Source organism: Clostridium sp. 1001271st1 H5 (assembly GCF_005845215.1).
GTDB lineage: Bacteria > Bacillota > Clostridia > Lachnospirales > Lachnospiraceae > Enterocloster.
The window spans coordinates 1-18,303 of record NZ_SPHO01000025.1 but is presented as its reverse complement, the minus strand read 5'-3'; the positions used below and the strand labels follow the sequence as shown (position 1 = coordinate 18,303).

The 18,303-nt window shown below is 50.0% G+C and carries 17 protein-coding genes and 1 pseudogene; 9 read left to right on the top strand and 9 right to left on the bottom strand.

What is annotated here, in order from left to right; all coding sequences use genetic code 11:
* Nucleotides 1-96: 96 nt before the first annotated feature.
* From FGS84_RS26045 to abc-f, 6 genes are all read right to left on the bottom strand, one after another.
* On the bottom strand, nt 97-3,036 hold the full coding sequence (locus tag FGS84_RS26045) for a peptidase M16 (RefSeq protein WP_138311149.1): 2,940 nt from the start codon (nt 3,034-3,036) through the stop codon (nt 97-99).
* 153 nt (nt 3,037-3,189) lie between these two features.
* On the bottom strand, nt 3,190-3,963 hold the full coding sequence (locus FGS84_RS26035; protein ID WP_138311148.1) for a DUF364 domain-containing protein: 774 nt from the start codon (nt 3,961-3,963) through the stop codon (nt 3,190-3,192).
* A gap of 77 nt (nt 3,964-4,040) precedes the next feature.
* On the bottom strand, nt 4,041-4,754 hold the full coding sequence (locus tag FGS84_RS26030) for an ATP-binding cassette domain-containing protein (protein WP_138311147.1): 714 nt from the start codon (nt 4,752-4,754) through the stop codon (nt 4,041-4,043).
* Nucleotides 4,751-5,584, bottom strand: coding sequence for an ABC transporter permease (locus FGS84_RS26025; protein ID WP_330641130.1), 834 nt, complete (start codon nt 5,582-5,584; stop codon nt 4,751-4,753). Before FGS84_RS26025 ends, FGS84_RS26030 begins: the two co-directional genes overlap by 4 nt.
* Entirely contained in the window at nt 5,568-6,467 is a 900-nt protein-coding gene (gene modA / locus FGS84_RS26020; protein ID WP_138311145.1) for a molybdate ABC transporter substrate-binding protein, read from the bottom strand. The genes FGS84_RS26025 and modA overlap by 17 nt, the downstream gene beginning before the upstream one ends.
* Nucleotides 6,468-6,574: 107 nt before the next feature.
* Entirely contained in the window at nt 6,575-8,005 is a 1,431-nt protein-coding gene (gene abc-f, locus FGS84_RS26015; RefSeq protein WP_138311144.1) for a ribosomal protection-like ABC-F family protein, read from the bottom strand.
* A gap of 587 nt (nt 8,006-8,592) precedes the next feature.
* Between abc-f and FGS84_RS26010 the strand changes: the two genes are divergently transcribed.
* The 9 genes and pseudogenes from FGS84_RS26010 (at nt 8,593) to phoU (ending at nt 15,834) form a co-directional block, all read left to right on the top strand.
* Complete coding sequence (locus tag FGS84_RS26010) at nt 8,593-9,009, top strand: hypothetical protein (protein ID WP_138311143.1); 417 nt, start codon at nt 8,593-8,595, stop codon at nt 9,007-9,009.
* Nucleotides 9,010-9,074: 65 nt separating this feature from the next.
* Nucleotides 9,075-9,161, top strand: a pseudogene (locus FGS84_RS26005) (carbohydrate ABC transporter permease); the annotation flags it as partial.
* A 29-nt stretch (nt 9,162-9,190) separates the two neighbouring features.
* Nucleotides 9,191-10,114: a sugar phosphate nucleotidyltransferase gene (locus tag FGS84_RS26000; RefSeq protein WP_138311142.1), complete on the top strand. Its 924-nt coding sequence runs from the start codon at nt 9,191-9,193 to the stop codon at nt 10,112-10,114.
* Nucleotides 10,115-10,122: 8 nt separating this feature from the next.
* Nucleotides 10,123-11,229 carry an aminoglycoside phosphotransferase family protein gene (locus FGS84_RS25995; protein ID WP_138311141.1) on the top strand — a complete coding sequence of 369 codons (1,107 nt, stop codon included), beginning with the start codon at nt 10,123-10,125 and terminating at the stop codon, nt 11,227-11,229.
* 278 nt (nt 11,230-11,507) lie between these two features.
* Nucleotides 11,508-12,488: a phosphate ABC transporter substrate-binding protein gene (locus tag FGS84_RS25990; RefSeq protein ID WP_347563893.1), complete on the top strand. Its 981-nt coding sequence runs from the start codon at nt 11,508-11,510 to the stop codon at nt 12,486-12,488.
* A 27-nt stretch (nt 12,489-12,515) separates the two neighbouring features.
* On the top strand, nt 12,516-13,454 hold the full coding sequence (pstC, locus tag FGS84_RS25985; RefSeq protein ID WP_138311140.1) for a phosphate ABC transporter permease subunit PstC: 939 nt from the start codon (nt 12,516-12,518) through the stop codon (nt 13,452-13,454).
* A complete protein-coding gene (gene pstA, locus FGS84_RS25980) occupies nt 13,444-14,349 on the top strand; it encodes a phosphate ABC transporter permease PstA (RefSeq protein ID WP_138311139.1) in 906 nt (301 codons plus the stop codon). The genes pstC and pstA overlap by 11 nt, the downstream gene beginning before the upstream one ends.
* 39 nt (nt 14,350-14,388) lie before the next feature.
* Nucleotides 14,389-15,150 carry a phosphate ABC transporter ATP-binding protein PstB gene (pstB, locus tag FGS84_RS25975; protein ID WP_279232858.1) on the top strand — a complete coding sequence of 254 codons (762 nt, stop codon included), beginning with the start codon at nt 14,389-14,391 and terminating at the stop codon, nt 15,148-15,150.
* A 21-nt stretch (nt 15,151-15,171) separates the two neighbouring features.
* Nucleotides 15,172-15,834, top strand: coding sequence for a phosphate signaling complex protein PhoU (gene phoU / locus FGS84_RS25970; RefSeq protein WP_138311137.1), 663 nt, complete (start codon nt 15,172-15,174; stop codon nt 15,832-15,834).
* Nucleotides 15,835-15,936: 102 nt separating this feature from the next.
* On the opposite strand, the gene FGS84_RS31675 is transcribed toward phoU, so the two are convergent.
* Genes FGS84_RS31675 through FGS84_RS25950 form a run of 3 tightly spaced genes read right to left on the bottom strand, consistent with a single transcriptional unit; the run spans nt 15,937 to nt 18,246 of the window.
* Nucleotides 15,937-17,301, bottom strand: a complete 1,365-nt coding sequence (locus FGS84_RS31675) for a M56 family metallopeptidase (protein WP_279232859.1) — start codon at nt 17,299-17,301, stop codon at nt 15,937-15,939.
* A gap of 22 nt (nt 17,302-17,323) precedes the next feature.
* Nucleotides 17,324-17,698: a BlaI/MecI/CopY family transcriptional regulator gene (locus FGS84_RS25955; protein ID WP_138311136.1), complete on the bottom strand. Its 375-nt coding sequence runs from the start codon at nt 17,696-17,698 to the stop codon at nt 17,324-17,326.
* A gap of 53 nt (nt 17,699-17,751) precedes the next feature.
* A complete protein-coding gene (locus tag FGS84_RS25950; protein WP_138311135.1) occupies nt 17,752-18,246 on the bottom strand; it encodes a hypothetical protein in 495 nt (164 codons plus the stop codon).
* Nucleotides 18,247-18,303: the final 57 nt, after the last annotated feature.

Below are 18,303 nucleotides of genomic sequence, written 5' to 3'. Positions count from 1 at the left end.
AGATGGAATCCATGATATAAAAGGAAAGCCCCGGAGGCGGAAAAACTCCGGGGCTTTCTTTCTGTCCGCACGGCCGGTTTATCCCGGTCAGTCCATTTAAACCTCATCCGTATGATAAACCAGAACCTGGTCAAACACATCCTTATCCCTCATGATACATTTTCCATTCCCCACGGTGACAATGGCCCCGCGCCGCAATATTCCGTCAATGACCCGGGCAGCCTCCTGCTGGTGGCTGAGGGCAGCGTTCCTGATGTCTGAAATCATCTCATTTATTTTGCGGGAATCTATGTTCACCATGTCCCTTCGCATGTGCCGCATACGGGTGCTCAAGGTTCCTGAGGGCGGAAGCGCCTGGGCATAGGTGTTCAGGATATAGCCGTCCAGTTCTTCATCCGTCAGCGGCAGTTCCATGAGCCGGGCGCCGGTTGCCAGGAAGAGCACCAGCGTGCTTCTGACCTCAGGGTCCGCGGTGCTCCACAGGGAGAAATAGCCGGTAGGGATATAGAAATCAATGCCGCTGTCATAAGCCCCGCCCTGGTACCGGACAGCAGGTTTTAAATATTTGTCCGCCGCAGCCATGAGAAAGGGGAGATAACGCCCTTTAAAGCAGGTGTTTCCATAAAAATCACCTATGAGGCGCGTCTCCTGGCAGGAGGCTTCCACGCACACGGCCAGCCTTTGTTTTTGGTCCGGGAGCCAGATGGATGGCGCAGGGGCGCTGTATCTATCCTGAAAAGCCGGAAGCCTTCCAAGTATCTCCACAGCGGCCTGCTCCACATTTCCCAATACATCCGGTGAAGCAGCTGCCAGGAATACCAGGCCGTCACGGTTCAATATGGTACGGGCAATGCTGCCAAGCCTGGCTGCGGCTGCGGTTCCAAAGTCAGGCTCTTCCTTCAGCCGTCTCAGCACATCCTTCAGAAAATAATAATTTTCCTGGCTGTTTAACATATTGCGGAATCTGCAGTCCTGCCTCATATAGCCCTCGGCCAGGCTGAAGGCCAGGGCAGAGGCATTGTCCGCCTTGGACAGGTCATAGTCAGGCAGATATTTTTCCAGTACCTGTATAATGGTGTCCGTGTCACTGTAATCTCCTCCGCCCATTACATCCAGGAGAAAATCCAGTCCCTTTTCAAAATCGCCGGTCAGTCCGTACCAGAATACGCTCATCATGGGATGGCTTAAGGGACCGGCGTTATGTTCGGGAAACAGTTCATCAAAGGTACAGTCGTGAAGATATTCCTGTTCCAGGTTTTTCTGCTGTTCCACCGTGAAGCGTTTTGTGTCCAGTTCCGTCAGAAGCATCTGATAGAGCGTAAGGTAGTTAAGGTCCTCCTTACCAATCCGGCTGATGTCAAAATAGAGCTGGTAACTGCCCACGCCCGGGGAGGGGGCGGGAGAGGTGTAGCATGTGATGGTTCCGTGCTGACGTTTGGTGAACGGGCATGGGTTTGCCGGCTCAGGAAGTTCCTTTGGCTGTATGAGAAAATCCATGTTGCTCCGTTCCATGGAGTTCCAGAGGCGGAAGGCGTCTGTCTCATTTATCAGCTGTTCCCGTTCAGCGGCAGTCATGGAATCCAGCTTTTCCCTGAGATACTGTTCCTTTTCCTCCTCCAGCTGCTCAGCCAGACCGGGTACAGGCACGGTTACCACCAGGGCGCTGGCTGCGGGATGAAGGGCAGAAGCAGCCAGCTTCTTTATGATGGTCTGGTCCGGGTCTGTTTCAAAGCGCCGGAAGGCATCCTCATAGAGCTGGAAATAATCAGTCCGGCCCGTGGTGCTCCAGAAACGTCCGATTTCTTCAGACAGATTAAAGCCCAGATGGGGGGCCTCGCGGGTAAGGGCGTCAGAGAGACGGTTTTCCTTCATGGAAGCCTGGTACAGTCTGGAGGACAGGCCGTCCCGGCTGATATCTTCAAGGGCTTTCCTTATGGAATCCAAAAACACTTCCTTCAAACAGGAATCCCCGTTGCGCAGGCGGAACTTTAAGGAGGGGTGGGGAAGCAGAATGTCCAGATAAACCTCCATTACATGGTTGAGTCCCATTTCCCTTGCATGCCTGTGCCAGGGAGAGGTGTCGTTATCCAGAATATCTGCAAAAAGGTCCCAGTATATCAGATCTTCTCTTGTGCAGCCGGACAGGTCGATGCCATAATCCACCACAGAGGCGTGTTCCGAGGGACTGCCCTGATAAGCGGGACTCTGCGCCGTACAGGTCCGGAAACCCGGTTTCACCGGTTCCCCAAATTCCCCAAGAAGGCTGCTGCCTTTTGAGAGGACTTTAGACAGGTGTTCTCTGTCCAGAAAATGTAACACGGCCCTGTAATCCAGATTCCCATATAAGGTTATCAGGCAGTTGGCGTAGCTGTAGCATCGTCCAAAGGTTTCCCTGGCCTGTTCGTAGGACAGTTCCCTGTAATGAAGGTGTGCCCGCCCCAGCAGATTGGCAGTGCGTCCTCCCTCATACAGGGTATGGGACATGGCGCTGTCTGCATTTTCCAGGATATCGGTCAGATGGCCCCAGTCCTCGCTGAGCACCGTGCCCTGCATGGCCAGGGGACCGCCGGCAGATGAGAGCTCATACCGTATGGCCTCCCTCAGGTAAAAATTCCTGTCCTTCAGGGCATCCGGTTCCTCCATGCAGCACAGGAATACATCCATCAGTTTTAGAAGCTGTTCCTGGCTCTGGCTGCACACCGGGTAACAGGTAAAGGTATTGTCCGTAAGGCCGTTCATAAAGGTGGTATAGCTTTTGCTGTCCATATCAAAGAAAATATCCCTGCTGGGATACTTTTTGCAGGATGACAAAATAAGATGTTCCAGTATATGGGAATTGTCCAGCTCATCCATCTGCGGCGTCCGGTAAATCAGGTTAAAACCCAGTTCCCGGTCATCGTTTTGAATATATAAAAGCTGGGCGCCGCTTGTTTCGTGGTTAAACAGAACGGTCCTGGTGCCCAGCATGTGTATAGTCCCAAGTTCAGTGACAGTGAAACCGCTTATGGTTTCGCCAATCCTTGGCAGTGATACCATGGTAGTCCTCCTTCAATCTGTAATCGTTCTGATGAAATCTTTCTATACTATAGCATCAGGCGGATGTATTTTGCAAGAAGGACCGCAAATTTATAAAAATGTGTTCCTGCTCCAGGAGTACCGGAGCCGCTTTGGCCAGGCTGTTACAGGGGATTACGGCAGGTCCTGATACCGGTCGGCAAAGCAGAGTCTGGGCAGGTCCATAAGAGGGGCTGCCCCGGCCAGGGTGGTGCCGTAGAACAGGATTTTGTCCTTATATGGAAGGAAGTTCACGATGGAACCGTTACAGACCGTACTTCCTGTGCACAGAATCAGGTCCGCTCTACGGCACAGGTCCTGGCTTACCTCTGGGATGCGTCCGTCCTCAATGAGGACTCCGAAGCGTTCCTGGCCGATATTGGCAGGGCTTAAGTCAACCGCCCTTACCTGGTATTCCTTTGCAAGCTGTTCCAGCATGGCGGGCTGGTAGCCTATCAGCGCAATGTTTGGGCGGCCGCAGCGCCCGGCAATATACCGGACCACATCCATGGCGCAGGATTCCGGTCCTTGATTGCGGCAGTGGACCGTGCAGTCCGCCCTGCCCAGGTGTTTCATGACGGCATTCAGGGCAGCTATGAATAATCCGCGGCTGTGGGGGTCCTCTGTCAGGTCCAGGGAGCATATTTCTTCCAACGTACCGCAAAAGGCAGATGGGGCGTCGGTGAATGCCTGTCCCAGGGAGCCCATGCATTCTGCCTGGACCATCACGTCCTTTCCGGTTATGATGGGAAAATCCCTTCGCCCGGTAATCCCAATGGCTTCCTCAGGCGTAAGGGATTTGGTATTGATTACCACCTGCTGGCCCAGAATCCCTTCTTTTGTCAGCAGCTCCCTGAAACGTGATTTTAATTCTCTGTAAAATGACGGCGCATCATTGATATGTGTCATTGTGATAATCCTCTTTTCTTTCTTGCGCTTGGGCGCAGAATTAATTTGTACCCATGCTCCGTACTCCCCATCCAATATCACGGATTCCTTCCCAGAAACCGTTCCACCTCATCGGTAAAATGACCGTCCATGAGACGTGTGGTGTCGGTGACTGTTTTCAGCTCCCCTTCCAAAAGGATGGCTGCACGGCCTGCAAGGGTCCGGGCTTCCAGGAAATCATGGGTCACGAAGATGATGGTGCAGCCAAAATGCCGGTGAATCCGGCGCAGTTCCTGATACAGGGAACGGCGGGTGGCCGGGTCCAGGGCTGAAAATGGCTCGTCTAATAAAAGAACCTGGGGAGCCAGTGCCAGAGCTCTCGCCAGGGCTGTCCTCTGGCTCTCGCCACCGCTCAGGGTACCGGGGTACTGGTCCTTTATATGGGAGATGGACAGCATTTCCATAAGCTCCTGTACGCGGCGCTCCTGCTCTTGTTTTGAAAATCCGTGCATCTTCAGCCCGTAGCCAATATTTTCTCTTACTTTCATATGGGGAAACAGGCCGTAGTCCTGATATACAAGGCCCAGCTTCCTCTGGCCGGGCGGTATGTCCCGTATGTTGACTCCGTCATATAGAATACTGCCGGTACTGCCGGGAAACATGCCGCTGATGGCTTCCAGCAGTACGGTCTTACCTGAACCCGTGCGGCCCAGGATGGCAAAGATTTCCCCCTTCTGGATGGTTAGGGAGATGGGGGATAGTGTAAAACTGCCTCTTTTCACGGAAAAATTGTTGATAACTATTTCATTCATCGTATGTACACCTGCCTTTTGCTCCTGTCCGCAGGACTGTTGAGCAGACGGGAGAGAAAGAGGGTCAGCCCGGAAATCATCAGCATCAGCATGGCTGTTGCCATGGCTGCCTGGTTGTCGCCGGTGGATATGCTCAGGTAAATGCTGCCGGGCAGGGTTTCCGTCTTAAACCGGGTGATTCCCACCAGCATAAGGGTGGCGCCGAATTCCCCCAGGGCCCTTGACCAGGTCAGGATGAAGGTACTGACAAGGCTTCTGCGGCAGAGGGGAAGGAGGATGGTCAGGAAGCATTTCCAGGGGGAAGCTCCCAGGGTCCGGGCAATGAATTCCATCCGCTGGTCAGACGCCTCAAAGGCAGTACGGATGAGCCGGATGGCGTAGGGAAGGTTTACCAGGATATGGGCCATGACAATGCCCGCAGGAGCAAATACCACTTTAAAACCCTGTTCCTTCAGCCATTTGCCTGCAGGCGATGAAAACATGATAAGCAGGCTGAGTCCCAGAAGCAGGTAGGGCAGGGACAAGGTCAGCTCAATGATAATACCGGACAGCTCCTTAAAGGGCATGGAGGTCCGGGTCAGGGCATAGGCAGTGGGGAGAGCCAGAGCCATGACAATCAGGGTGGACAGACTGGCGGTAACCGCGCTGAGGCGCAGGGCGGAGAGCACTTCCTTCTGACGGATGGTTCCTGCAAAGGAGGAAATTCCGCCGGCTGCAATAGCGCAGATGGCGCTGCCGATGAAAAGAATCACCAGCAGCGCTACTGCAATGGTCACGGCCGAGAACAGGTCTGTTCCCCTGTGCCTCTTTTGTTTATTCTGCAATCTCATATCCATACTTCATCCAGATTTCCTGTGCATCCTCTGAATTTAAGTAGTCCAGAAATGCCTGTCTGGCCTCATTGTCCCCGGAACAGCTCAGGGATGCTGCGGGGATAGTTTTTATGTAATCCTCCAAACCGCTGTTGTCCACGATTTCCACGCCCGCTGCATCGCAGTTCTCCTTCCAGATAATGGCTGCGTCGGCCTCTCCCGCAGCAATGGCAGTTGCCATCTGGGGCGCCGTGGTAGTGGATGCTTCTATCTGTACCTTGTCAAAGATGCCTGCGTCGGTCAGGGCTTTTTTTGCAATCTTTCCAATGGGAGTGGAGTCCACATCGCCTATGATGAGGGCAATACCTTCCCCAGCCAGACTTGACAGGGAGGTAATGTTTTTCGGGTTGCCGCTTTGCACTGCCAGGACAGGTATGTGTTTTACCAGGGCCTTGCTCTCAGATACATAGGACTCCACTGGTTTTAACTCCTCGGCGGAGCCGGCTATGAACATGTCGCCTTCCTCAGATGTGGTAATCTGTGACTGGATTTGTCCGGCATTGGCGTAGGTTACGTTCATAACGCAGCCCGTGGCGGATTTAAAGCTGTCGGCAATTTCCTGAAAGGGCTTGGTCATGCCCGCCCCGCAGTAAATCATCAGGGTATGGCCGGTCAGGCCGGGAAGGTCCGTGGTTTTTGAAGCGGCGGCCTCTGTTTCCTTTGCCTGCCCGGAGTCCGCTGCCTGTCCGGAGTCCCCTGCCTGCCCGGAGTCAGCGGATGATTCCTGTGCCTGCTGCGTGGCAGAGGACTGTGCAGTGCCGGAAGAACCGGAACCGCAGCCTGTTATAAGGGCGGCCCCCATGGTGCCTGCCAGTAGAATCCCCAATACATTTTTTTTCATGATACTTCTCCTCCATATGGATAATTATAGTAAACCTATCATATAATGGAAAAGCGTTATTGTCAAGAAAATATAACGGTTGGCATCTCCTGAAACATAAAAACACGCTATAAGGTTCCTTTTTGTATGGTTCCCCCTTCAAGACGCCAGACCACGTCCCCTGTATGGCTTATGAAGGTACGGTCGTGGCTGACGGCCAGCAGTGTCCCGTCATAGCTTCCCAGCAGTTTTTCCAGACCCTCCATGGTATACACGTCCATATGGTTGGTGGGTTCGTCCAGAATCATAAAATTGCAGCCGGAGACAAGTACCTTGGCCAGGGCTGTCTTGACCTTTTCGCCTCCGGATAATACGCTGACCGGTTTGAACATATCGTCCTTTGTCATATAGAGATTGGACAGCACGGCCCGGCAGATGTGCCGGGGATAAGCGGCGTCCTCAGCCACATTTTCCAGCACCGTCTTTTGGGGGTCCAGGGTGTCCAGGTCCTGAGAAAAATAGCTGACCCTTGCTTCGGAGGTAATAAAGGTTTCAGGGACCCTGTCAGTCAGGGCCTTGATTAGGGTGGACTTTCCCGCCCCGTTATTGCCGGTGATGAAGGTACGTCTGCCTGCTTCTATTTCCAGACTCACATCATTCAGTACCATGCGTTCCCCGTAGCGCACGGTAAGGTGCCGGACCGAGGCCGCATTTCTGGCCCGTATCCGCCCTGCATCCGGCAGCTTCATGGACACCTGGGGCAGCTCATCCGGCCGTTCCTTTTTATCCAGATGCTCCAGCCGGCTCAGAACAGAAGATTTATTACTCTGCACATGACCCTGCTGGACAGCGGCCACGCCCTTGTAGAGCATCCATTCGCTGCTGCTCATGCGGCGGGGCGGTTTTGCCATTTTCCGGCTCTTTCTCTGCAGGGCGTCGGCAGCCCGTTCCAGGCGCCTTTTTTCCTTCTGGTACTGCTGGTATTCAAATTCCTGAAAACCCAGTTCCCGTTCTTTCTGGGCCGCCCAATCCGAATAATTGCCGTCAAAGACCCGCAGGGCTCCTTTGTCCAGCTCCCATATCTGATTGCAGACCCGGTCTAAAAGGGTCCTGTCATGGGATATCATCAGGATGGCGCCCCGGTATCCGCCCATCATTTTTTCCAACAGCTCCACGCCTTCCATATCCAGGTTGGTGGTGGGCTCATCGGCAAAGAGCAGGGGGGCCTGGCTGGAAAATGCGGCCCCAATGGCCCGTCTGGTTTTCTCGCCTCCGCTTTTCACCGCGCTGTCCCGGAGCTTTAACCGGCTTAAAAGCCTGGCCTCAGGTTCATCCTCTGTCTCTCCGGTCTGGAGAATCTCGGCAATGGCGCAATTTCGTTTTACAATGCCCTGGTCGCAGGCAATCCTTCCGGACAGAACGCCTAACAGGGTGGATTTGCCCGCCCCGTTGCGTCCGATGAGGCCAATCCGGTCCCCGTCCCGGATTTCCAGTTTTTCTATATCCAGCACAGTCTGGATTCCATATTCTTTTTTAATATTCAGTGCATTTAATAACATAAAAAAAAACCCTCCTGAACGCACTTCGTTCAGAAGGGAATAAACCTGGCCTGCAAGAGCGCAGAAGGAACGGGAATGTACAGGTCAGGGCGTTGCGTGTGCGCCTGCCGGGACATGCCTGTCCGCTGCAATGGATGTATATGGATATACAGATACATCCCGGTATGCAAAAATACGGCCGTATGGAATATGATTCCCTGAATGACTGAACGAAATGACAAAGTCACACAAAATCCGCCCGGGTTTTATACAGTCCGGGAAGGGAGTGTGTAAATTATCTGCTGCTGTTCAATCATTTAATAATCATATTTCAGTTAGCCGCCTTTCTCTCTTATCATGTCTAAAACATGGAATGCGGTCCTAAGACCAATTTTGATTATAGAAGATAGGGTATATAATGTCAAGATGGCAAAATATTTTGTTGGGAGGAGGCATTCTGTCCGTATTTATAAAATAATCATTAAAACCCTGGCTGTACATTGCTTTCCCGCAAAAATTAGGTTATAGTTACTCTCGGATGAATGATTCGCGGCTGCGGCGGAGCGTCTTGGCGGCAGGCCGGATAATTGGGAAAGGATTGTTTAAAGATGAATAAATTGAGGGAAAAATTCCAGCGTTTCATGATAGGACGATATGGTATGGACCAGCTGGGCCAGTTCATTATGTATGCTGTGCTTGTGCTGATTTTTTTAAATGCTTTTGTCAGGGTAAGGATATTGTCCCCGTTCCTGGGATTTCTGGAGCTGGCGGGTATTATCTGCCTGTATGCCCGGATGTTTTCAAAGAACGTGGGAAAGCGTTACCAGGAAAACCAGGTATATCTGCGTCTTCGGTTCTATGTAACGGAGTATTTCAGGAAAATTAAATTCCGTTTTACAGAAGGCCGGAAGTACCGCGTCTTTAAGTGTCCGGGATGCGGACAAAAAGTGCGTATACCCAGGGGGCACGGGAAGGTAAGTGTGCATTGCCCGAAGTGCGGCACGGATTTTATAAGGAAGACCTGATTAAATGGGCAGACAAAGCAACGCCCCTAAGGCTTCTCCGGCAAGGTACGGCCGGTGGCTGTTGGATTGTATTCCTGCCCGCCTTCATCCTGTATATCTTCCTGTCAGAAAAGATTCTAGCAGGCGTGACCGGAGGCAGTGTAAAGGGATAAGAATGTATTGTGTGAGGAGGAAGGACAGCATGTCTCAGAAACCAGTATTAGTAATCATGGCGGCCGGAATGGGAAGCCGTTACGGAGGATTAAAGCAGATTGACCCGGTGGACCCCTATGGGAATATCATCATTGATTTTTCCATATATGATGCCAGGGAAGCGGGATTTGAAAAGGTCATATTCATTATCAAGAAAGCCATTGAGGAAGATTTTAAGATTCACATTGGAAACCGCGTCAGCAGATATATGGATGTGGCCTATGTTTACCAGGAACTGGATAAGGTTCCGGAAGGATACGGGGTGCCTGAGGGCAGGGTGAAGCCCTGGGGTACAGGCCATGCAGTCCTTTGCTGCAGGGATTTGATTGACGGACCCTTTGCGGTAATCAATGCAGATGATTATTATGGCAAAGAAGCCTTCCGTATGATTTATGACCAGCTGGCCTCTGTGGAGGACACGGACCGGTACCAGTACACCATGGTGGGCTATAAACTGTACAATACCCTGACAGAGAATGGATATGTGGCAAGAGGAGTGTGCCGGACCGATGCAGGCAGCCGTCTGGTGGATATCCGTGAGCGGACCAGAATTGAAAAACACGGGAATCAGGCTGAATATACGGAGGACGGCGGCGCCACATGGACAGAGCTTCCGGAATCCACCATTGTTTCCATGAACATGTGGGGCTTCACAAAGAGTATCCTGGGCGAGCTGGAAAACAGATTTGGAGCCTTCCTGGATAAAAGCCTGCCTGTAAATCCCATGAAGTGTGAGTATTTTCTTCCCTTTGTGGTGGATGAACTTCTCAAAGCAGGCCTGGCGGAGGTGACTGTCTTAAAAAGCGTGGACCGCTGGTACGGGGTCACCTATAAGGAGGATAAGGATACAGTGGTAAACGCCATTAAGGACCTTAAGCATAAGGGATTATATCCGGAGAAACTTTGGGAGTAATAAGGAAAATGAGCGCAGAAATTGATAAACATATACTTAGGGAGGCAGCCGCGGCCTTTGCCACAGATGGTGCGGCGGTAAGCTGCGAGCGCTATGGAAGCGGCCATATCAATGATACCTTCCGCCTCATATGTGAGAACCATCCTTATATCCTTCAGAGGATGAATACGGATATCTTCCGGGACCCGGTATCCCTTATGCACAATATTGAGGGGGTTACCACCTTCCTGAGGCAGGAGGTTATTAAAAACGGAGGGGACCCGGACCGGGAAACGCTGAACCTTATAAAGACCGGAGAGGGAGCCCCATTCTATGTGGACAGTCAGGGAAATTACTGGAGGATGTATCTCTTCATTGAGGGAGCTACCTGCTATAACCTGGTGGAAAAGCCGGAAGATTTTTACCAGAGCGGAAAGGCCTTCGGACATTTCCAGAGGCTTCTGTCCCACTATCCTGCCAGGGAGCTGGCAGAGACCATTCCGGGTTTCCATGACACTCCGGGCAGGTTCAGGGCATTTACAAAGGCAGTGGAGGAGGATATCTGCCGCCGGGCGTCAGGGGTCCGGGATGAGATTCAGTTTGTCATGGACAGGGAGCAGGATATGGGGCTGGCCATGGATATGCTGGCCAGAGGGGAGCTTCCGCTGAGAGTGACCCATAATGACACCAAATTAAACAATATCATGATTGATGACAAGACCGGTCAGGCCATCTGCATCATTGACCTGGATACCGTGATGCCGGGACTTTCTATCTTTGATTTTGGAGACTCCATCCGCTTTGGCGCCAATACCGCGAAGGAGGATGAAACGGATTTAAGCAAGGTATCCCTGTCCCTTTCTCTCTTTGAGACATACACAAAGGGATTTCTGGAGGGATGTGCGGGAAGCCTTACCCAGGCCGAGGTCAGGATGCTTCCTCAGGGGGCCAGGCTTATGACCCTGGAATGCGGAATCCGGTTCCTGGCGGATTATCTGTCCGGTGACACTTATTTTAAGACAGCCAGGGAGAAGCACAACCTGGACCGCTGCCGTACCCAGTTCGGACTGGTGGCGGATATGGAGAAAAAGTGGGGAGAGATGGAACGCATTGTGGAGGATGTCTGTAAAGGCTGAGACAGGATGCGGACAGAATAAAAGCGGATAGAATGAACCTAAATGGAAAAGGCACTTGCTGTTTTTGACGCGGCAGGTGCCTTTTGGCGTTGCCGTGCCCGGGGATGCACGTTAATGATTCATGCAGGATTAGCGGACGGCTGCTGCGGCTTTACACACATTTTACAGAAACTATACCATATCATGATTTCTCCGGATGTAAATCTTATGTATACTCCAAACTGTAGAAAAGATAAGAACAAACATGACAATAAACGAAATGATTCAGGAGGAAATGTATGATGAGAATGAGTGGAAAGAAAGTAACAGCGCTGTTAGGCACGGCAGTTCTGGCCATGGGCATACTGGCCGGATGCGGCGGTACCGGCACAGAGACAACCGCAGCGCCCGCAGGCACAGCGGCTGCCGCAACCACAGCAGGGACGGTCCCGGCATCTGAGGGTACATCCGGTGTTGCCGGCGGCACAGAGGGTACAGCCGCAGAGGCGGAAAAGGACGGCAGCGCTCCCTCAGCTGATTTAAGCGGCACCATCAGCATGGTGGGCTCCACCTCTATGGAGAAGTTTGCCAATGCCCTGAGCGAATCCTTTATGGAGAAATATCCCAATGTAACGGTGACAGCTGAATTTGTTGGCTCCGGCGCAGGCGTGGAGGCTGTCAGCAACGGAACAGCCGATATCGGCAACTCTTCCAGGAACTTAAAAGATGAGGAGAAGGCTGACGGTGTGGCTGAGAATATTGTAGCCATTGACGGCATTGCAGTGGTGGTTGATGCGGCCAACGCAGTGGAGGACCTGACCAGGCAGCAGCTGTCTGATATCTATGAAGGAAAAATCACCAACTGGAAGGATGCGGGCGGAAATGACGCGCCCATCGTAGTGGTTGGACGGGAGTCCGGTTCCGGCACCAGAAGCGCATTTGAGGAACTGTTAAAGCTGGAAGACATGTGCAAATACAGCAACGAGCTGGACAGCACCGGCGCAGTGATGGCAAAGGTGGCCTCCACCCCGGGCGCTATTGGCTATGTTTCCCTGGATGTACTGGATGACACGGTAAAGGCCGTGAAGCTGGAAGGCGCCGAGCCCACAGAGGAAAACATCAAGGCAGGCACCTATTTCCTGAGCCGTCCGTTCGTAATGGCTACCAAGGGAGATATTAGCGGGCAGAATGACCTTGTAAAGGCCCTCTTCGATTATGTTTACTCCGATGAAGGCGCAGAAATTGTCAGGTCTGTTGGACTGATTGCGGTTGACAAATAATCGGAATAGAGAAAGGAGACTTCCTGCATGAGAGCGGAGACATGTTCCATACGTTCCTGTCATGGCAGCAAGTCCGCCGTCGAAAAAGCTGCACAGGGCATCTTTACTGCCTGCGGCTTTTTCGCCGTATTGGCTGTTGCTTCCATCACATTATATATGCTTATCAGCGGTACGCCGGCACTGTTTAAGGTGGGGCTGCTGGAAATCCTGTTCGGGACCCTGTGGCAGCCTGCCGCAGCTTCCCCCAGCTTCGGTATACTGTTTGTCATCCTGACCTCTGTTGCAGGAACGTTTCTGGCAATCCTGATTGGTGTTCCCATCGGCGTTATGACTGCCATATTCCTTGCAGAGGTAGCTCCCAAACGGCTCAGCGACATGGTCCGTCCGGCGGTGGAGCTTCTGGCCGGCATTCCCTCTGTCATATACGGCCTGCTGGGAATCCTGATTCTCAATCCTCTGATGTACAAACTGGAGCTGATACTGTTTAAGGGGTCTGAAACCCACCAGTTTACAGGCGGGGCCAACCTGATATCAGCTGTACTGGTACTTGCCCTGATGATTCTCCCCACTGTCATCAACATCAGCGAATCCGCCATCAGGTCTGTTCCGGCCCATCTAAAGAGCGCTTCCCTGGCCCTGGGCGCCACAAAGATACAGACCATATTCCAGGTAATTGTGCCTGCTGCCAAATCCGGCATTATAACAGCTGTTGTGCTGGGAACAGGCAGGGCTATCGGCGAGGCCATGGCCATCAGCCTTGTGTCGGGAAGCTCCGTAAACCTGCCCCTTCCCTTTAACTCCGTCCGCTTCCTGACAACAGCCATTGTGTCGGAGATGGGGTATGCGGCAGGGCTTCACAGACAGGTGCTCTTTACCATAGGTCTGGTCCTGTTTGCCTTCATCATGATAATCAATGTAAGCCTTACCAGGATTTTAAAGAGGGGAGGAAACAGGAATGACAAATGATATTGCAGTCCGGGTCCATGAGGAGTCTGTTGTCCGGGACAGCATATACGGTAAGCGTGTACGCGGCCTGGATATGTTTCTTACAGTTGTCATCTACATCTGCGCTGGTTTTTCCATCCTTCTTCTGGCAGGCATAATGGGCTATGTGTTTGTCCGGGGAATTCCCCATGTAACCTGGGCATTTTTAAGCACGGCCTCCAGCGCCACAAAGGGTACTTTTGGAATCCTGGGAAATATTATAAACACACTGTATATTGTAATCATCACCCTGCTTATGGCCACCCCTCTGGGCATTGGCTCCGCCGTGTATCTGAATGAATATGCAAAGCCGGGAAAAGTGGTGCGCATGATTGAGTTTACCACAGAGACATTGTCCGGTATCCCTTCCATCATATTTGGCCTGTTTGGAATGGTGTTTTTTGGAAATGCCCTGGGCCTGGGGTATTCCATACTTACAGGAGCCCTGACCCTGACCATTATGATTCTGCCCCTCATAACCAGAACCACCCAGGAAGCCCTTAAGACCGTGCCTGACAGCTACCGCCATGGAGCCCTTGGAATCGGGGCCACAAAATGGTACATGATACGGACCATACTGCTTCCCAGCGCCATGCCGGGAATCCTTACAGGCGTAATTCTGGCTATCGGAAGGATTGTGGGAGAGTCAGCTGCCCTGCTGTTCACGGCAGGAAGCGGCTATTACCTTCCAAAGAACCTGTTTTCAAAAATATTTGAATCAGGAGGCACCCTTACCATACAGCTCTACCTGTTCATGCAGAAAGCAAAGTATAACGAAGCCTTTGGCGTGGCCGTGGTCCTTCTGGTCATTGTACTGGGAATCAACGGTCTGGCAAAATACATGTCCCGCCGGTTTAATGTGGAAGCAGGGGCGTAGGATATGACGGACCATTTCAATCAGCAAAGGAGATTAAGCGTGGAAAGCAAAACAAAGATTTCAACCCGGAATCTGAACCTGTACTACGGGGAAAATCATGCCCTTAAAAACATAAACCTGGATTTGTATGAACATAAAATAACTGCCTTCATAGGGCCGTCAGGCTGCGGAAAGTCCACCTACCTGAAGACGTTAAACCGCATGAATGACCTGGTGCCGGGCGTTAAGATAGATGGGACCGTTCTCCTGGATGATGAGGATATCTACGATTCCCAGGTGGATACCACCCTGCTGAGAAAGAAAATAGGAATGGTATTCCAGCAGCCAAATCCATTTCCTATGAGCATTTATGACAACATTGCCTACGGACCAAGAATCCATGGCATTAAGAGCAAGGCCAGGCTGGATGAAATCGTGGAGAACAGCCTTAAGGGGGCGGCCCTGTGGGATGAGGTCTCTGACCGCCTGAAAAAATCAGCCCTGGGGCTGTCCGGCGGCCAGCAGCAGCGTCTCTGTATTGCCAGGGCGCTGGCTGTGGAGCCGGAGGTCCTTTTGATGGATGAGCCCACGTCAGCCCTGGACCCCATATCCACCCTGAAGATTGAGGATTTGATGGATGACCTTAAGAATAAATACACGGTGGCCATCGTGACCCATAACATGCAGCAGGCCACACGTATAGCAGACCACACTGCATTCTTCCTGGTGGGAGAGGTGGTGGAGTATGCGGCTACGGATGAACTTTTCACCATGCCAAAGGATAAAAGGACAGAAGACTATATTACAGGCCGTTTCGGATGATGGCAGAAGGAAGGAATCAGATTGAGTGTTAGGGTTACGTACGAACATGAATTGGAAGTATTGAAGCAGGATTTAAAAGAGATGGCCCACATGGTGGAGGGCGCCATTGAGCAGACCTTTACGGCATTTGAGGACCAGGATTATACGATGGCTGAGGATGTGATTAAGGGCGACCGGACTGTCAATGACATGGAACGGGCCATTGAGTCCAGATGCCTGTCCCTGATACTGCGCCAGCAGCCTGTTGCCAGCGACCTGCGCCAGGTGTCCACGGCCCTTAAGGTGGTGACTGACCTGGAACGGATAGGCGACCATGCCTCGGATATCGCGGAGCTGATTCTGAGGATTAAAAGCGAGCATGCATACCACATTGTGAAGCATCTTCCGGTTATGGCTGCATCGGCCGGCAGGATGGTTCATGACGCCATAGAGGCATTCATTGACCAGGATTTGGATGCTGCCATGGAAATCATTGACCGGGATGACGAGGTGGATACACTGTTTAACCAGGTAAAGGAGGATGTGATTCATCTGCTTAAATCCTCCCCTGACCAGGCGGACCAGGGGATTGATTTGCTGATGGTGGCAAAATATCTGGAACGGATAGGCGACCACGCTGTGAATGTGTGTGAGTGGACCCAGTTTTCCAAGACCGGGGCGCTTAAAAATGTGAGGATTATGTAATATCTATTTGCAGATAGAAAAATGCAGCACCTGTTAATTTCGATATGTCCCTTGTCAAACAGACAGGTAAAATATCTAAATTCAGGTGCTGCTGTGCGTCCACTATTCAATCCGTATCGTTCCGCTGATATGGATATCGTCGCTGCCGCTATTTGGTCCGTTCATATAAATCTTATAATCGCCATTCTGAGGGACGGTATAGGCAGCGGATACCATGCCTTTATTGGATGAGAAGAGTTTTCCTTTTCCAGATTTATCAGTGATACTGACTGAGAAACGGTCGGAAGACTTATCGGATACGATTGATAGCGTTATTTCCTGTCCCTTTTTCAAAGAAAGAGAGTCAAACATATATGTGCTGCCTGCTTCGAGAGACATGTCAATATTGTTAATTCCTCTGGGATTAACTAATATGACCTTTACTGCATCTGCTCTCATGTTTACGGATGATTCCTGGCTTAGAAAAATAGTGCTCTCTTCAATATTTTTCGTAAGCTCATTTTTTACCGCTATAGATTGGGCTTCCATTACTCCGGATGCAGCAGCATATGCGGCCATTGGGCATAGTAATATAAAAAGTGCCATTGTTCCGATTAATAATGCACTTTTTTCCTTTGTTGGTTTTTTCATAATCTCTTTAACCCTCCTTTCAATCACCCTGTAATTTCGGTCAACGAATGTGACCGTCTGTTCATATTCCGGTCTTGTGGCGGCCAGGCTGATGATGAGGCCCGCATATTGCGATTTTTGTCTGGAGTTAAAAGCTGCTGCTGTTCGCTTGTCACAAGCATATTCGCTGAAATCAAAAAAGATTATTTTATATAGATATACAATGGGATTGAACCAATGTATACAGTGTACAATGCCAATGATGGCTTTAAACAACAAGTCATTCGATTTAAGATGCATCAATTCGTGCCTTAGCATTAAGTCCCACTCTTCCTCGGAAAAATCCCTGCCTGGAAATATGATTTTTGGATTGAAGATTCCTGTCAAAAATGGTGTGCTTATGAGATGGGATTTATATAACACAGGCAGCTTTCGTATGTCCAGTTCTGTTTTTGCTTTTTCTATTATGCAGTCCAGTTCTGTTTTTGAAATAGTTTCAGAGCTTTTAATAAGATGATGTAACAGCCGCCTTCCCTTGATAAAAGAGTTTATAAAAGTTAAGATAGCCCCCAATCCCCATATGGCGAACATACATATTGCAGCAGTCTGAATATGGGGAAGCATGGCAACATTGTAGCGATTAAAACAAATGACACTCATTATATCTTCCCCATGAATATCATGGACAGTATACCCCATGCTGTCCATGACAATCTTCGTTATCAATATAAACATGGGGATTAGAAAGATAATTAGAACTACTTTCATCATAAAATATACGTATTCAATGTATTCAGTTTTATAAAAGCGTTCAATTAAAAGGACAGCTCCGAACATTATACTGGATACAACTGACATAACAAATATCAGTTCAAGCCAATTAATCATTATCCTCCTCTTTCAGTTCTTCAATCAATTGATATAATTTATCTACCTGCTGTTCTGTTAAACTCTTTTTACCGCATAATGCTGCAATCAGATTTTCCAACCGGCTGCTTCCGAATTTATCCTTCAACCTCATATTAATTGCCATTTTATCATATTCCAGTTTGCTAATCAGCGGGGTATAGAGGGTCTGCTTTCCTTTCTGCTGGACTGATACATACCCTTTTTCTTTGATATGAAATAAAATAGCCCCTTTTGTGCCCTGTGCCTGGGGAAATTCGTCGTATATTAAGTTACTGTATACTCCCTGGGGGAATTTCCAAATAAATTCCATGAACTTATATTCCATTGGTGATAATTTTTTTCCCATACAATACAACCTCCTGTTTATATTTTAATACATCTTAATAAAAATATAAACATCTATTCTGGGTTAAAGGTTTCATCACCATCCTCAAATATGATGTAGTCTAAATTATCATCATAATTATCCGGCAGTGCCTTTAAGTCTCCATATAAGCTTTGGGGAACCTGCTCTTTGACAAAAGCGATTTTATATTCGTTATCATAGAATACAATAAAAGGATTGAATTCAACATCGATATATTCAGATTTATCCTCGCTGTCAAAGTTTGTATTGACCGTGGCATTTACAAGATAAATAGAATCATTCAGTTTTTTAATTTCATGAATCGTTAATTCTTTATAATCATATCCTTGCATGGCATCACAGAATATATCTGGTAAACCGGCATTTATTTCTGCTTTTGTAAATCGGACCTTTGTAGAAGCCTCCTCCGTATTACCGTTTTTTAAGTCTTGCAAATAGGATTCAATTAATTTGGTTTGTTGTTTTTCTGCTGTTCCGCTAGTATTTTGGCAGCTTACTAAAAAAAGAAAAGATGCCAGGGTGGCCAATAGGTTCTTTCTGGACTTTGGGTATTACAAGAAAAAGTAGATACGAGAGTATCTACT

Bases quoted from the DNA above. Each gene is read 5' to 3' on its own strand.
- FGS84_RS26045 (WP_138311149.1), bottom strand. From the start codon at position 3,036: ATGGTATCACTGCCAAGGATTGGCGAAACCATAAGCGGTTTCACTGTC.
- FGS84_RS26035 (WP_138311148.1), bottom strand. From the start codon at position 3,963: ATGACACATATCAATGATGCGCCGTCATTTTACAGAGAATTAAAATCA.
- FGS84_RS26030 (WP_138311147.1), bottom strand. From the start codon at position 4,754: ATGAATGAAATAGTTATCAACAATTTTTCCGTGAAAAGAGGCAGTTTT.
- FGS84_RS26025 (WP_330641130.1), bottom strand. From the start codon at position 5,584: ATGAGATTGCAGAATAAACAAAAGAGGCACAGGGGAACAGACCTGTTC.
- modA (WP_138311145.1), bottom strand. From the start codon at position 6,467: ATGAAAAAAAATGTATTGGGGATTCTACTGGCAGGCACCATGGGGGCC.
- abc-f (WP_138311144.1), bottom strand. From the start codon at position 8,005: ATGTTATTAAATGCACTGAATATTAAAAAAGAATATGGAATCCAGACT.
- FGS84_RS26010 (WP_138311143.1), top strand. From the start codon at position 8,593: ATGAATAAATTGAGGGAAAAATTCCAGCGTTTCATGATAGGACGATAT.
- FGS84_RS26000 (WP_138311142.1), top strand. From the start codon at position 9,191: ATGTCTCAGAAACCAGTATTAGTAATCATGGCGGCCGGAATGGGAAGC.
- FGS84_RS25995 (WP_138311141.1), top strand. From the start codon at position 10,123: ATGAGCGCAGAAATTGATAAACATATACTTAGGGAGGCAGCCGCGGCC.
- FGS84_RS25990 (WP_347563893.1), top strand. From the start codon at position 11,508: ATGATGAGAATGAGTGGAAAGAAAGTAACAGCGCTGTTAGGCACGGCA.
- pstC (WP_138311140.1), top strand. From the start codon at position 12,516: ATGAGAGCGGAGACATGTTCCATACGTTCCTGTCATGGCAGCAAGTCC.
- pstA (WP_138311139.1), top strand. From the start codon at position 13,444: ATGACAAATGATATTGCAGTCCGGGTCCATGAGGAGTCTGTTGTCCGG.
- FGS84_RS31675 (WP_279232859.1), bottom strand. From the start codon at position 17,301: ATGTCAGTTGTATCCAGTATAATGTTCGGAGCTGTCCTTTTAATTGAA.
- FGS84_RS25955 (WP_138311136.1), bottom strand. From the start codon at position 17,698: ATGGGAAAAAAATTATCACCAATGGAATATAAGTTCATGGAATTTATT.